The organism is Streptomyces sp. NPDC006332 (genome assembly GCF_040612855.1).
In the GTDB taxonomy this organism is placed as follows: Bacteria; Actinomycetota; Actinomycetes; order Streptomycetales; family Streptomycetaceae; genus Streptomyces.
Genome location: NZ_JBEXRA010000071.1, coordinates 25,516 through 39,538 on the forward strand (window position 1 = coordinate 25,516; position 14,023 = coordinate 39,538).

Below are 14,023 nucleotides of genomic sequence, written 5' to 3' on the forward strand. Positions count from 1 at the left end.
TGCCGGCCGATCCCCCGCCGGAGGCATCGTCCTGACCGGGGGCAGCTCTATACGGTTCGACTCATGGCCACCGGCCCTATCCACATGTGGGCGCGCGTCGGCGGCGGCAGCGCCGAGCGGGCCGAAGGCAGGAGCGCGGGCGCAGCCAGAGCCGGGAAGCGCGCCCGGCGGAGCGGAGCGCAGCCGGGGCTTGATGAAGTAGGGAAAGTCTTATCCCGCTGGGATGAGGGGCTTCGGTCTCGGCTACGCCACTACGTCGCTCGGCGCCTGGCCATGCTCCAGATACACAGGGGCGCTCGCCGCTCGGGCCTCGATCGCCGCAAGGATTCGTCGGGCCAACCGGGGGATCGTCCGATCCGTGATCTCACTCGGGGCCACGAAGACGACGCTCTTCAGCTCCTCGGCTTGCAGGCGGATGGCCTCAACGGCCTCTGGGGCAAGCTCGCCGCCGTCGAACAGGTACAGCACCTTGTCGCCCTCGGTGGCGTTGGGTGCCCAGTCGACGGCCAGGAGGTGGCCGAGTGTCGGTGTGATCCCGAGTTCTTCCTGTACCTCGCGGCTGGCAGCCTGGAGCGGGGATTCACCGGTCTCGACGTAGCCCCCGGGGATGTCCCAGTAGTCCTTGTACGTGGGCACCACCATGAGGACGCGCCCGCCGGCATCGAAGAAAAGCGCACCCGCTGCCATACGCGGATGCGCCATCTTCGCTTCGTGCTCGTTCGCTGCCATGCAGCCGAGCGTACCCACCTAGACCACATGCAGCCGATCGGCGAGGTCCGCCATGGCCCGGCTCGGTCGGCCGCGCTGGTTGCGTACCCACGTGAGTACGAGTTCGCGGGCCAGGTAGTGACTCCGCACCTGCTCCGGCGCCCAGGACTCGGCTTCGAGGATCATCGCCAGGGCGTCGTCGATGCGGTTGTGTGCGCTCAGCGCCCGGGCTACCTCGATGTTGTGCCGTGTCCGGCGCTCCGTCGGGAGGCTGCTGGTGTCGATACGCGGTCCGAGGTCGGCGGCTACCTGCATGTCGCCCAGCTCGGCCGCGGTGGCCACACGGTGGATGTCGACGTTGGTCGGGCCGAACGCGGTCCACATGTGGTTCGCGTCCTGCCCGAGTTGGCGGGCTGCCTGGTCGGCCTCGGCGAGGAACTCGCGCACGGTCGAGCGTTCCTCTGCCCGGGCGGCTGCCATGGATCCAGCGAGGAAGAGCGTCCCGTAGATCGACAGGAACTCGGGGCTGGCTCCAGAGAGGCCGGGTCGAAGGTAGTCGGACGCATCACCGATGAGCTGTACGGCGGCGTCAAAACGGCCAGTCGACAGCAGGCAGTGACCCACGGACCGGAAGAGCGAGCCGATGACCGCCGGGTTGCCGGACTGCTGCGCTGCGCCCAATCCGCGATCGGCGGCAATCCAAGCGAGGTCCACCTCGCCCACCTTCCCGAGGACCATGGCAGCGCTCTGGTATGTCAGGGCAAGCAGCTCGTTGGCCTGCTCACGCTCACGGCCGTCGTAGGACTGCGCCGCGATGAGAGCGTCCGCCAGCACCAGGGGTAGGCGACGGGTGGCGAAGCCGTAGCGGGAAGCCTGGTAGGCGTCCATGATCTCGACGACGCTGGCGCGAAGCTCGTCCAAGGGCGTGGGGTCGCCCTCGGTCGGCACTCCCAACAAGGGCGTAAGTTGCCGGTAGTTCATCAGCGCCGACCGAAGTGCCGGCACTGTGCGGGTGCCGCTGTCGGGAGTCCACTCCATGAGCGTCGGCTCGGCGAGCAGGTCGCCAAGGGACACGTCGAGTGCGTCGGCCAGAGTCTTGATGACCGAGAGTCGGTCCAGCTCCAGCCGGTTGTTCTCCGCCTTGCTCAGCCAGTCGACCGTCCGGCCGACGAACCCGGCCAGGACCTCCTGGGACATGCCGCGCCTACGGCGGTACCAAGCAACTCGCTCACCGATCGTCAGGTTCGTCGTCATTCCTCGCATGGGAAGAGCGTCCACCCGTCTCTCTCTACGGCCCCGGAGAGATTTTCCGGGGTGGTGAGTGCGTCCGGTCCTAGCGTTGCTTACAAGCCGAGAGGCTGTCAGATCGAAAGGGCAACGAAGGGGCTGCGACCGTGCTGAGCGCGGCAGAGAAGCGAGAACTGATCGACCAGGTAAGGGGACTTGGTGAGGAGCTGGCAGAGGTTGCGCGTCGAGCTGACGCTTTGGTCACCGCCCTCGAGCCTGCTGCCGAACCAGGTCCTCCAGCTGATCCATCCGCTCCGCAAGGCGGCGCACATCCTGACGGACCTCAGACAGGAACTCCGTGATTTGTTCGAACTCGGGGCTGCGCTTGGCGGGACCGCCTTCGCCCGGCAACGCGGCAAAGCTTCCCTTGCCCTGGTGGGAGATGGCGTAGCCGTCCTCGCGGAGACGCGAGATCGCCTGTCGGGCGACTGTGCGAGACACGGAGTGCTGCGCCATCAGGTCCGACTCTGAGGGGAGCTTGTCCCCTGGCGTGAGCTCTCCGTCGCGGATCCGGCGCTTGAAGTCGTCCGCGATCTGCAAGTACGCGGCCCGTCCAGTGAAGTCGGCCATAGCCCCTCTCAGTGGTTGTCGTACCTAGTGCAGCACATCGCGCCGACAGCCGTCGAGACATCACTTGACACACCAAGTAGTACAGGTCCATTCTCTAACCCAAGACGACGTACTAAGTACGTCAGGTTGATCGATTCAAGGAGCGCGTCATGCGACAGATCCCCGTCGACACCTCCAACGCGACCGTGATGGTCGCCAAGGCCCCGCAGAAGAAGGTCAAGGACCGTCGTACCGGTGAGATCGCCCTCGACAAGGACGGCGTCACGCTGATGACGGTGGAGGTCATGTTCTCCACGCCGGACGAGGTGGAGATCCTCAAGCTGACCGTCCCGCAGCCCGGCGTCTCCGAGGACCTGACCATGGGGACCCCGGTCGCGCTGACCGGCCTGGTCGCTTCGGCGTGGGAGAACGAGTTCAACGGTCAGAAGCGGCACGGGATCGCCTTCCGCGCGGTGGCCGTGACCTCGCTCGCCGCCGCTGCCTCGCAGTCCAAGGCTGCCTGATCATGACCTGGTTCATGGTCGCTCTGGTGCTGGTCGTCGCCACTGCGGGTCTCCTGCGGTGGCGGCGCCCCGCCTGGTACTGGCTGGCCTTCGGGGTCACCCTCGCCGCCCTGCGAGTCCTGGTCCGCTACGCCTCGGTCATGGATGCTTGCGGGCTGACCGTCCCGCCCTCCCGCTGGCGCCTTGCCCTCGCCCGGATGACCAATCGGCCGGCACCGGAGTCCCGCGCCCCGCGCATCCTGCGGCTGCGGCCGACCCGGACCGGCCTGGTGCTCCGGCTCAAGCTCCGGCCCGGTCAGGACGCCTTCGACGTCTCGGCGGCCTCCGACCGGCTGCGCCACTCCTTCGGCCTGTACGGCGTCACCTCCCGCGAACTTCGCTCCGGATCGTCGAGTTGAGGATGACCGGCTATGACGTCCTCAAGCGGGTGCAGATGCCTGCCATGACCGACACCCGCCCCATGCGGGTTCCCGTCGCTCTGCGTGAGGACGGCTCGGTCCACTACCGCGACTACCGCACCGTCCCGCACGGGCTCACCCTGGGCGCCACGGAATCCGGGAAGTCCGTCTACCAGCGCAACCTGGTCGCCGGGTTGGCCCCGACGGATGTTGCCCTGGTGGGCATCGACTGCAAGCAGGGCGTGGAACTGTTCCCGCTGGCCCGCCGGTTCTCGGCGCTCGCCGACAACCCGGAGACTGCCCTCGAACTCCTGGAAGCGCTCGTGGCCCACATGGAAGGCGTCTATCAGCTAATCCGGGCCAACCAGCGGATCACGGTGGACGTGCCGGATGCCGAGATCGCCGCCGACATCTGGGACCTGCCCGACGACATACGCCCTCTCCCCGTCGTGGTCCTGGTCGACGAGGTCTCCGAACTCGCCCTGTTCGCCACCAAGGACGAGGAGAAGCGCCGGGACCGGATCATCACTGCCCTGGTCCGTCTCGCCCAGCTCGGCCGTGCTGCCGGCATCTACCTGGAGATCTGCGGGCAGCGCTTCGGGTCCGAACTCGGCAAGGGCATCACGATGCTCCGGGCCCAGCTCACCGGCCGCACCGCCCACCGCGTCAACGACGAGGCCTCCGCCAACATGGCCTTCGGCGACATCTCCCCGGACGCCGTCCTTGCCGCCATCCAGATCCCCACCGACACCCCCGGCATCGCCGTGACTGGCGACGCGTCCGGCGGCTGGGCCCGCATCCGTGCCCCGCACACCTCGCTGCGCGAGGCCGTGAACATCTGCAACAAGCACGCCGAGCGCACCCCGGATTTGCCCGCGCTGGCGGCCTTCCGCCCCGCGGTTGCCCCGCTGCCCTCGGCCCGGGTGCCGCTGTCCAAGACAGCCCCCGCCACCGCCTGACCCCCTCTGTTCCACCGGTTGGCGCGACCGCCTTCGCGCCGGGTCCCTACCCCCGCCATGTCTGCAGAAGGGAGGAAGCCCCGCCATGTGCCCGAACTGCGAGGACTTCGCCCGCACCGTCCTGATGCTCGGTCAGCTTGCCCTCTACGGTGACACCGCCGGAGCCGACTTCTACTTCATCGAGATCGTCGGCACGTCCCTGGCGGCCTCGCTGCCCGAGCCGCCGCCCGGTACGTTCCCGCCCGGCTACGACCCCAACGGCGGCCCCGACTACCCCGGCGGCGTGTGATGGCCCGCCCCGCTTTCCGCGTGGATGCCGTCCTCGTCCAGGCCGTCATCGCCGGTGCGCTGTCCTTCGCCCACCTGCACGACCTCGCCGCCGCTGCCGGACAGGACGGCTGGAAAGCCTGGGCCTACCCGATCAGCGTTGACCTGCTCCTGGTCGCCTCTTGGCGGCGGCTGCGCAGTGAAGGCCCGTCCCGGCTGGCCTGGTGCTGGTTCCTGATCGCCCTGGTGGCCTCGCTCGGCGCCAACGTCGCCACCGCCGGACTCCTCGACCTCCACCACGTCCCGGCCTGGCTGCGCATCCTGGTCGCTGCCTGGCCCGCGCTGGCCTTCATGGGCGGCACCCTCCTCGCCCACTCGACCGCCGACCACCCCGCACCCGAAGTGCCGGCCACCACGCCCGAGCCCGACTCCGACCGCGAACCGGTCGCCTCGCCTGAGCCGGAAACCCTCCCGGTCGCAATGACCGAGGCCGAGGAAACCCCCGCACTCCCGGCCGCCGAACCCCTCCCGGCGACCGAACCCGCCGCGCCCGCTGCCCCGGCCGTGCCTGTCCCGGCCGCGCTGGTCGACCACGCCCGCAAGGTCGCCGACGACCACCAGACCCGCACCGGCAGCCCGATCGACAACGACACCCTGCGTGCCCGCCTCGGCGTCCCGCCCCAGCTCGCCGCCGCCATCGCCGCCCAGCTCGCCTGAACCCGGAAGGAAACGACCTCGATGCCTGCCCGTGACCACTTCCACTCCGTGATGCGGATCGGCCCGGTGCAGATCGGCACCCACCGCGACCGCCACGGCCGCACCAAGCACGCCGCCGTGTGCACCAACGACCGCTGCGGCTGGTCCGCCGACTACTCCAGCCAGAGCGCCGCACAGCTCGCCGCCCGCACCCACCGCTGCACCGCCCGCTAGGAGACCACCGCCATGGACGTCCCCCTCTGGTTCGCCCTCGCCGTCGTCGGCTACCTCGGCTGCAAGCTCATCCGCCCGCCGCTCTGGCTGGTCCTGGTCCTCCTCCTCGGCGGCTACCTCATCGCCGACAGCCTCCTCGCCCCCGTCATCGACACCGCCGTCAAGTAACCCGCCCGCGAAAGGAGATCCACCATGATCCGCCCCAAGATCCCCGCCATGCCCCAGCCGACCGGCCTGATCACCCCGCCCGCCGTCATCCAGAAGCCGACCAGCAGCCCCGCGCCGGTCGCCCCTGCTGCGGCGTCTGCCCGTTCCACCGTCCAGCTCACTCCCGGCGCCGTGCTCGCCCTGGTCGGTGGTGGGGCGGCCGTGGTCCTGGTCGTCGGCGCCGTCCTGGTCTCGATGCTCCTGGCGGTCGCGATCACCGGCGCCTCGGTCGCGATCTGTGCCCTGGTCATCCGTTCGCTGATGTCTTCCCAGCACCGCCGCTGAACGGTCCCAGGGGCGACGCACAAGCCGCCAAGCACGCCGCCGCCTCAGGGGCCGGGCTCCGTCAGCCAACCGCCATTGCCAAGGAGAAGGTCATGGACGTGCACATAGTCGCAAGCGCCGCGCCGTTACTCGGCTGGGCCGTGCACGGCGGCATCCTCGCCCGCCGCCTCGCCTCCGCCCGCCGCGACCCGCTCACCGGCCTGCACACCCGCGCCGGATGGACCGCCCGCGCCGAACACCTCATCCGCCGGCACTCCCGCGCGGCCGTCCTCCTGGTCGACCTCGACCACTTCAAGACCCTCAACGACACCCACGGCCACGCCGCCGGGGACGCCGCCCTCGTCGAGACCGCCGACCGGCTGCGCGCCTGGTGCGGACGCGACAACCTTGCTGGCCGCCTGGGCGGAGACGAATTCGTGGCCGTGATCCGGGACCTGGCCACCGTCGACCTCGATGCGCTCACCGCATCGCTTCACCGGCCGCTGCGCTACGACGGCGTCTCGCTGCCGCTGGCCGCCTCCGTCGGGGCCTGCGCCATCGCTGATCTGTCGATGCCGTGCCTGCCCGATGCGCTCGCCGCCGCCGACGCGGCCATGTACGCCGTCAAGGGCCGTGGCCGTCGGGGCTCCCGCTCCTCTCGCTGACCGGCTACCGGGTGGCGCACAAGCCGCCAAGCACGCCGCCACCCGGCGCCGTTCCTTCCAACCGCAATTTGAAAGGAACCACCATCATGGCCCACCACAGCTCGCCCTCGCCGAGGATCTGCCCGGCCTGCGACGGCTTCGCCTCCGTCGCCGTCACCCTCGGCGGCCGCGACCACCAAGGCCACCGGCGCACCATCACCGCCCACTGCCCCACCTGCCAGGGCACCGGCATCGCCCGCACCCGCCGCAACCGGGAGGGCGCCCGTGCCTGAGCAGCTGCTCGACCCGGCCACCCTCGGCGACCTGCTGAGGGTGGCTTCGGCCGATGACTTCGACCGCTGGCACGACCAGGTCCGCCGCACCGGCGGCTGTGCCGATCCGATCCACCTGACCGGCTGGACGATCACCAAGGACAAGACGACCGGCGAGAGGCTGCACCACTACTCCACCGAGACCGAGCCCGGTGGACGCCTCCGCGTCGCCTGTGGCAACCGCCGTGCCTCCCGCTGCCCTTCCTGCGCCTTCACCTACGCGGGCGACACCTACCACCTCATCCGCGCAGGCCTCGCCGGAGACGACCGCCGGGACATTCCCGCCACCGTCCGCGATCACCCTCGCGTCTTCGCTACTCTCACCGCCCCGTCCTTCGGCCCGGTCCACAACCGTCCCGACCATGGCACCTGCCGCTGCGGCACCCGCCACCCCGCCGACGACCCCGCACTCGGCACCGCCCTCGACCCGACCACCTACGACTACGCGGGAGCCGTCCTCTTCAACAACCACGCAGGCAACCTGTGGCAGCGCTTCACCACGCGCCTGCGCCGCGAGATCGCCGCCCGCGCCGGCATCACCCGCCGCGAACTCGCCGACCATGCACGCGTCTCCTATGGCAAGGTCGCCGAGTTCCAAAAGCGCGGCGCGCTGCACTTCCACGCCGTCATCCGCATCGACGGCCCCGACGGGCCTGGCACCCCGCCTCCGGCCTGGGCCACCGTGCAGCTGCTCGACGACGCGATCCATGCCGCCGCCGCCCACTCCTACACCTCGGTCTCAGTCCCGGCCGCCGACGACCAGCCCGCCCGCACCTTCCGCTGGGGCACCCAGCTCGACGTACGCCCCGTCAAGGCCTTCGGAGACGGCTCCGACATCACCGAACAGGCCGTCGCCTCCTACGTCGCCAAGTACGCCACCAAAGCCGCCGAGAACACCGGCACCCTCGACCGCCGCATCGGCGAACTCTCTGAACTCGACCGCCACCAGGTCCCCGACCACACCCGCCGCCTCATCGAGGCATGCAAGCGGCTCGATCCGCTCTACCCCGACCGGCGTCTGTGGGCCTGGGCTCACATGCTCGGCTTCCGTGGCCACTTCAGCTCGAAGTCCCGCCGCTACTCGACCACCCTCGGCGAACTCCGCCAGACCCGTGCCGACTTCCGCGCCGCTCAGGAACGCGAAGCCCTCGGCCTCGAGGACGTCGAGCCGGACACCGTCCTGGTCCTGGCCGACTGGCAGTACGCCGGACACGGCCACACCCCCGGCGAATCCGCCCTCGCCGCCACCATCGCCCGCGACCTCCAACACAACCGCGAAACCGCCCGTGAAGCCCTACGCGACCAGCTCGCCCAGGAAGGAGCCGCAGCATGATCACCGCCACCCGTTCGCGCAACATGCTCACTCTCGCGGAGGTCTGCGAGGAGCTGAGCATCTCGCGCTCGACCTTCTACGACTGGCGAGCGAAGAGGCGTGCGCCGCGGTGCATCAAGCTCCCGAACGGTGACCTCAGGATTCGGCGGAGCGACCTGGAGCACTGGCTCGACGACCGTGAGGACGCCGCCTGATGGAGACGACATACGACGTCAAGATCTACAAGATCCTCACGTACAAGGGCGCCCGGAAGACCACGTACACGGTGCGTTGGGTGGTCGCGGGGAAGCGCTGGCGTGAGCCCTTCGATACCGCCGCGCTGGCCGAGGGATTCCGCTCCGAACTCATACAGGCGACGGGCAAGGGTGAGGCGTTCGTCGTTTCCACCGGCCTGCCGGTCTCCCATCGTTCCAAGTCGGCCGCCATGAGCTGGTACAAGTTCGCCGTTGAGTACATGGATTTCCGCTGGCCTCAACTCGGCGGCAACAGCCGCAAGAACACCGCGAAGGCTCTTACGGCGACCACCCTCGCACTGCTGCGGGTCCAGCCGACTCAGTTCGACCCTGTCGCCGTGCGGACCGCGCTGCGTGAATGGGCCTTCAACACCAACCGGCGAGCGGAAGCGCCGCGAGACGTGGTGACCATTCTCAGGTGGGTCGAACGGAACTCCCTTCCGGTCTCGGCCTGGGAGGACCTGGAGAAGGTCGACGAGGTCCTGCGAGCCATCGACACACGCCTCGACGGCAAGCAGGCCGCTGCCTGGTCTCGGAAGCGACACCGCCGGATCCTCAACGTCGTCATGAAGTACGCGATCCGGCGGCGCATCCTGCGGACCAACCCCCTGCCCAAGGGGAAGGAGTCGACGGCTGTCACCAAGACCACGAGCGCGGTGGACAAGCGGTCCTTGATGAATGCGGAGCAGGCGGCGGCATTCCTCGACTGGATACGGCGCCGGCCGCGCGGGGGCAAGCGGCTGCACGCCTTCTTCGCCACGCTGTACTACTGCGGTCCGCGGCCCGAGGAAGCCGTAGCGATGCGGGTGGAGGATGTGACGCTGCCCGGCCCCGGTGCCGCAGACCAGTGGTGCGAGCTCCTGTTCCACATGGCGACCCCGGAGGTCGGCAAGCAGTGGACCGACACCGGGGAGATTCACGAACAGCGCGACCTGAAGGGCCGTGCCGAGGGTGACACGCGCGCCGTTCCAGGGCACCCCGCTCTGACGCGCATCCTGCGGCAGCACATCGAGGACGAACAGCTCAAGCCTGGAGACCTCTTGTTCCAGGGGGAGACGGGCGGCATTCTCGCGGGCTCCGTCATCCGCCGAGCCTGGCGCGGTGCTCGCAAGGCGGTGTTGCCTCCGCACGTCTTCGAGTCGCCCACGGGTAGGCGGGTGTACGACAACCGGCACACGCGCCTGACGAAGTGGCTCAACGACGGCATCCCGCCCGCCCAGGTGGCGGAGTGGGCCGGGAACAGCGTCCCCGTGCTGCTGGCCACGTACGCCCGATGCGTCGAGGGCCAGCTGCCCGACCTTAAGAAGCGGCTCGAAGCCGCTGGGGATCTACCTGAACGGCCCGACGTCGGCTGACCCGCTTGGCCAAGAACTTCGACACGTATTCGACACAGCCACCCGCGAAAACCCGGTGACAGCCGGACAGCCCCGGAATCCCCCCTTGATCATCGAGGGAGGGTCCGGGGCTTCTGCGTGTTACATGTCACCCGTTCTGACCAGCAAAAATGCCCTTGCAAAGAAAGGGTGAGGATAGGCGCCCCCGGCAGGACTCGAACCTGCGGCCAAGCGCTTAGAAGGCGCCTGCTCTATCCACTGAGCTACGGGGGCCGGGTGTGGTGGCCTCTGTCGTGGGTGCCCGGGTGTGGGCCGTTCCGTGACGTCGCCGGGGACAAGGATAGGGCTCCCGCGTACTTGTCCCTGTTGCTTCGCCTCCGTGGCTCGATGTGGAGGTTCGGTGAAGCGGTCCTGATAATCGCAGGCAGGTACGAATCGTGCACCGCTTTTGGCCCGTTGCGCACCGGGTGTTGTGCACTCGTTATGCCTGGACTGTGCCCGTGTCCCAGTCGTCCCTTCCATCCCTTGTGTCCTGTCGGCGCGCAGACATGCGCATATGCTTCAGAATTCCCCTAAAATTGGGCATTCTTCGCATGTGGTGACCTTGGACGTACGGCCTCAGCTGCTCGACGCACTCTCCGCCCTGCGCGACCGTGTCGCCGCCGCGCGCTTTCCGCTGCCCCTGGCGGGCGCCCCACGCGCGCGTGCCAACCGCGACGAACTGCTCGCCCAGCTTGACGACTATCTGGTGCCCCGGCTGAGAGAGCCCGAGGCGCCACTCCTGGCCGTGGTGGGGGGTTCCACCGGCGCAGGGAAGTCGACGCTGGTCAATTCCCTCGTCGGGCGGCGGGTCAGCGAGGCGGGGGTACTCCGGCCGACCACGCGGACTCCCGTGCTGGTCTGCCGGCCGGAGGACCATCACTGGTTCAGCGGGATGCGCGTGCTGCCCGACCTCACACGCGTGTGGGTGCCGCACCAGGAGCCGGGGGAAGATCTCCTGCTGCCCGGTGAGAATCCCGCGCGCGTGCTGCGGATCGAGACCGCCGACACCCTGCCGCCGGGTCTCGCCCTCCTCGACGTGCCCGACGTCGACTCCCTCATCGCCGACAACCGCGTCCTCGCCGCGGAACTGATCTGCGCGGCCGATATCTGGATCATGGTCACCACGGCTGCCCGGTACGCCGACGCGGTGCCCTGGCATCTGTTGCGCGCCGCCAAGGAGTACGACGTCACCCTCGTGACCGTCCTCGACCGGGTGCCCCACCAGGTGGTGTCCGAGGTGTCGCGACAGTACGGCGCGTTGCTCACCAAGGCCGGACTCGGCAGCGTGCCCCGCTTCACCGTGCCCGAACTGCCCGAGTCCGCCTGGGGAGGCGGACTGCTGCCGGCCACCGCCGTGGCCTCGCTGCGGACCTGGCTCGTCCATCAGGCGCAGGACCCGGCGGCCCGGCAGCAGTCCCTGGCCCGTACGGTGCACGGCGTCCTCAACTCGCTCAAGTCCCGGATGCCCGAGCTGGCCGCCGCAGCCGCCGCCCAGCACGCGGCCGCGCTGCGGCTGACCACCGCCGTCGAGGGGGCGTACGACAACGAGCACGGGCGCGTGAAGGGCCGTCTCCAGGCCGGTGCCGTGCTCGCCGGTGACGCGCTGAAGCGCTGGCGGGCCTTCCCGGTCGACTGCACCGCTCCGGAGCTCCTCGACGCGCTAGTGGAGAGCCTGGCTGCCCTCCTGCAGTGTGCCGTCACCGCGGCCGACGAGCGCATCGACCAGGCCTGGCGGCGCGAACCGGCGGGCGCCGCCGCCGAGCTGATCGACCAGGACCCGTTCCCGGAGAGCGCCGAACACCGGATCGGGATGGCCGTACGGCGGTGGCGGCGGGAGTTGGAGGAGTACGTCGAGGAGGAGATCCGCGACCTCGACCGCAGTGTCGCCCCGGATCCCGAGGTGGTCGCCGCCCTCGTGGCCACCGTGCTGCTCGGCAGCCGTAGGGCGCGTTCGGCCGGCGAGGGGCTCGCCGAGCGGGTCGGCGCGCACGGAGCGCTGCGGCTGCGCGACCGGGGCGGGCGGCTGCTCACCGACCACATCGACCGGGTCATGCACGGGGAACGGGAGCGTCGCCTGGCCCCGCTCGACGCGCTCGACGTCCACCCCGAAACCCAGGCCGAACTCATCGCCGCGCTGTCCGTACTGCAGAAGGAGAGGTGACCGGTGGCTGCCGTCACAGACCAGGACCAGGAACAGGACCAGGGACGGGACCGGGACCGGGGCGGGGATCGGGATCGGGATCGGGGCGGGGACGTGGGTCGGGACCGCACGCAGCATGCGGATCACAACCCGGGCTCGGGTGACGTCCGCGACTCGGGTGGCAGCCGCGGCTCAGGTGACAGTGGTGACTCAGGTGGCTCAGGTGATTCAAATGGCTCAGGTGACTTGGGGCGTGCGGGTTACTCCGGTGGCGCAGGTGACCCGGGTGAGCGTCCTGAATCAGTGGTCCGGAACCAGAAGGTCGCCGACTGCGGCGGGTCCGAACCTGCCGAGTCCCTCGATGAGCAAGCGGACACCGAAGGTCCCGCAAGCAGGACGTCCGGCGTGCCCGAGAGGCCCACCACGGACCGCCCCGCACGCGTGACGAACGGTGAGGAGCCATCGGCCGGCATGGACGGTTCCGCCCGCGCGAACGCCTCCGCAGGCAACGACCCTGCCCCCCGCACGGACTCCGAGAGCGCCTGGGACGACGGCCTGATCGCGCGGAGGGTCACCGAGGAGACCGCCGCGCAGCACGTCCCCGTCGCGGAGACCAGGCCGCACAGTGCGCAACCCGTGGCGCCGCTCGCGTACGACGGGCCGCTGCGGTCGCGGCTCGACGCGCTGCGCGAGCTGGTCGGGCTGTCCCGTACGCGGCTCGACAGCCGGGCCCTGGCGGAGGCGGGCCGGGTCCTGGACGAGGCGGCGGCGCGGCGACGGCTGTCCGGGCAGCACACCGTGGTCGCCATCGCGGGCGCCACGGGCAGCGGCAAGTCGCAGTTGTTCAACACGCTCGCCGGAGTGGCCATTTCGGAGACCGGCGTACGACGGCCCACCACCGCCGCTCCGATCGTGTGCAGCTGGAGCGACGGCGCCGCGCCCCTCATCGACCGGCTCGGCATCCCGGGGCGGCTGCGGCGTCGCCCGCTGCAGAGTCCCCAGGCGGAGGAACAGCTGCGCGGACTGGTCCTGGTGGACCTGCCCGACCACGACTCGGCCGCCGTGCAGCACCGCGAACACGTGGACCGCATCCTGAAGCTCGTCGACGCGGTCATCTGGGTCGTCGACCCCGAGAAGTACGCCGACGCGATCCTCCATGAGCGCTACCTGCGTCCCATGGCGGGCCACGCGGAGGTCATGTTCGTCGTCCTCAACCAGATCGACCGGCTGCCCGGGGAAGCCACCGAGCAGGTCCTCGACGACCTGCGGCGACTGCTCGACGAGGACGGGATCGCGCTCGGCGAGCACGGTGAGCCGGGTGCGACCGTACTCGCGCTGTCCGCGCTCACCGGAGACGGCGTCGGTGAACTGCGGGAGACACTCGGCCAGTTCGTGACGGAGCGCGGGGCCGCAGCACGCCGGATCTCCGCCGACGTGGACGCCGCCGCGAGTCGGCTGCGCCCTGTCTACGCCACCGGGCGGCGAACCGGGCTGAGCGAGGAGGCGCGGGACGAGTTCGCCGCGCAGCTCGCGGACGCGGTGGGTGCCACCGCGGCGGGTGAGGCGGCCGAGCGGGCGTGGCAGCGCAACGCCAACCGCGCGTGCGGAACACCCTGGCTGCGGCTGTGGCGCTGGTACGAGGACCGGCGTGAAATTCCCACCAGGCGGCTGCCGTTGCGCGCCCAGGCCGACGAGGAGGCCACTGCGCGCCAGCAGGTCGAGCAGGCGGTACGGACGCTTGCCGACCGGGCGTCGAGCGGGCTGCCGACGCCGTGGGCCCCTGAGAGGGGCAGGGCCAGAAAGGTTACGCCGGGTTTCACAAGGCCCATTAGGGTGAGGTCATGCCAGCGAGCTATGCGTATCTCGGTCCTG

16 protein-coding genes, 1 tRNA gene and 1 pseudogene are annotated in these 14,023 nt (G+C 69.9%); 14 read left to right on the forward strand and 4 right to left on the reverse strand.

The annotated features are described in order from the left end of the window. Positions 1-243: 243 nt before the first annotated feature. From ABZ027_RS38565 to ABZ027_RS38575, 3 genes are all read right to left on the reverse strand, one after another. On the reverse strand, positions 244-729 hold the full coding sequence (locus ABZ027_RS38565; RefSeq protein WP_356776898.1) for an NUDIX hydrolase: 486 nt from the start codon (positions 727-729) through the stop codon (positions 244-246). Between the two features lie 18 nt (positions 730-747). Then, positions 748-1,962 (reverse strand): helix-turn-helix domain-containing protein, encoded by a 1,215-nt coding sequence (locus tag ABZ027_RS38570; protein ID WP_356776900.1) that lies wholly within the window; start codon positions 1,960-1,962, stop codon positions 748-750. A gap of 234 nt (positions 1,963-2,196) precedes the next feature. Beyond that, positions 2,197-2,565 carry a winged helix-turn-helix domain-containing protein gene (locus tag ABZ027_RS38575; protein WP_356776902.1) on the reverse strand — a complete coding sequence of 123 codons (369 nt, stop codon included), beginning with the start codon at positions 2,563-2,565 and terminating at the stop codon, positions 2,197-2,199. A 149-nt stretch (positions 2,566-2,714) separates the two neighbouring features. Between ABZ027_RS38575 and ABZ027_RS38580 the strand changes: the two genes are divergently transcribed. The 12 genes and pseudogenes from ABZ027_RS38580 to ABZ027_RS38635 all read left to right on the forward strand — a co-directional run bounded on the left by ABZ027_RS38580 (position 2,715) and on the right by ABZ027_RS38635 (position 9,990). Continuing rightward, positions 2,715-3,068, forward strand: a complete 354-nt coding sequence (locus ABZ027_RS38580) for a hypothetical protein (protein WP_356776904.1) — start codon at positions 2,715-2,717, stop codon at positions 3,066-3,068. A 2-nt stretch (positions 3,069-3,070) separates the two neighbouring features. Continuing rightward, positions 3,071-4,425, forward strand: a pseudogene (locus tag ABZ027_RS38585) (FtsK/SpoIIIE domain-containing protein). A gap of 85 nt (positions 4,426-4,510) precedes the next feature. Further along, positions 4,511-4,714 carry a hypothetical protein gene (locus ABZ027_RS38590; RefSeq protein WP_356776906.1) on the forward strand — a complete coding sequence of 68 codons (204 nt, stop codon included), beginning with the start codon at positions 4,511-4,513 and terminating at the stop codon, positions 4,712-4,714. Continuing rightward, positions 4,714-5,409, forward strand: coding sequence for a DUF2637 domain-containing protein (locus tag ABZ027_RS38595; RefSeq protein WP_356776908.1), 696 nt, complete (start codon positions 4,714-4,716; stop codon positions 5,407-5,409). The genes ABZ027_RS38590 and ABZ027_RS38595 overlap by 1 nt, the downstream gene beginning before the upstream one ends. Positions 5,410-5,430: 21 nt before the next feature. Continuing rightward, complete coding sequence (locus ABZ027_RS38600; RefSeq protein WP_143614700.1) at positions 5,431-5,622, forward strand: mobile element transfer protein; 192 nt, start codon at positions 5,431-5,433, stop codon at positions 5,620-5,622. A 12-nt stretch (positions 5,623-5,634) separates the two neighbouring features. Continuing rightward, entirely contained in the window at positions 5,635-5,790 is a 156-nt protein-coding gene (locus ABZ027_RS38605) for a hypothetical protein (RefSeq protein WP_356776911.1), read from the forward strand. 24 nt (positions 5,791-5,814) lie between these two features. Then, entirely contained in the window at positions 5,815-6,114 is a 300-nt protein-coding gene (locus ABZ027_RS38610) for a SpdD-like protein (RefSeq protein ID WP_356776913.1), read from the forward strand. A 92-nt stretch (positions 6,115-6,206) separates the two neighbouring features. Further along, complete coding sequence (locus tag ABZ027_RS38615; protein WP_356776915.1) at positions 6,207-6,758, forward strand: GGDEF domain-containing protein; 552 nt, start codon at positions 6,207-6,209, stop codon at positions 6,756-6,758. 86 nt (positions 6,759-6,844) lie between these two features. Next, a complete protein-coding gene (locus ABZ027_RS38620; RefSeq protein WP_356776917.1) occupies positions 6,845-7,030 on the forward strand; it encodes a hypothetical protein in 186 nt (61 codons plus the stop codon). Then, positions 7,023-8,402, forward strand: a complete 1,380-nt coding sequence (repSA, locus tag ABZ027_RS38625; RefSeq protein WP_356776919.1) for a replication initiator protein RepSA — start codon at positions 7,023-7,025, stop codon at positions 8,400-8,402. The genes ABZ027_RS38620 and repSA overlap by 8 nt, the downstream gene beginning before the upstream one ends. Then, positions 8,399-8,596 (forward strand): helix-turn-helix domain-containing protein, encoded by a 198-nt coding sequence (locus ABZ027_RS38630; RefSeq protein ID WP_356776921.1) that lies wholly within the window; start codon positions 8,399-8,401, stop codon positions 8,594-8,596. The genes repSA and ABZ027_RS38630 overlap by 4 nt, the downstream gene beginning before the upstream one ends. Continuing rightward, positions 8,596-9,990, forward strand: a complete 1,395-nt coding sequence (locus ABZ027_RS38635; protein ID WP_356776923.1) for a site-specific integrase — start codon at positions 8,596-8,598, stop codon at positions 9,988-9,990. The genes ABZ027_RS38630 and ABZ027_RS38635 overlap by 1 nt, the downstream gene beginning before the upstream one ends. A 179-nt stretch (positions 9,991-10,169) precedes the next feature. On the opposite strand, the gene ABZ027_RS38640 is transcribed toward ABZ027_RS38635, so the two are convergent. Continuing rightward, positions 10,170-10,242 (reverse strand) — tRNA-Arg (locus ABZ027_RS38640). A gap of 322 nt (positions 10,243-10,564) precedes the next feature. Here ABZ027_RS38640 and ABZ027_RS38645 point away from each other — a divergent pair. After that, positions 10,565-12,172: a dynamin family protein gene (locus ABZ027_RS38645; RefSeq protein WP_356776925.1), complete on the forward strand. Its 1,608-nt coding sequence runs from the start codon at positions 10,565-10,567 to the stop codon at positions 12,170-12,172. 450 nt (positions 12,173-12,622) lie between these two features. Continuing rightward, positions 12,623-14,023: YfjP family GTPase (locus ABZ027_RS38650; protein ID WP_356776927.1), on the forward strand; the 1,401-nt coding region annotated here is incomplete at its 3' end.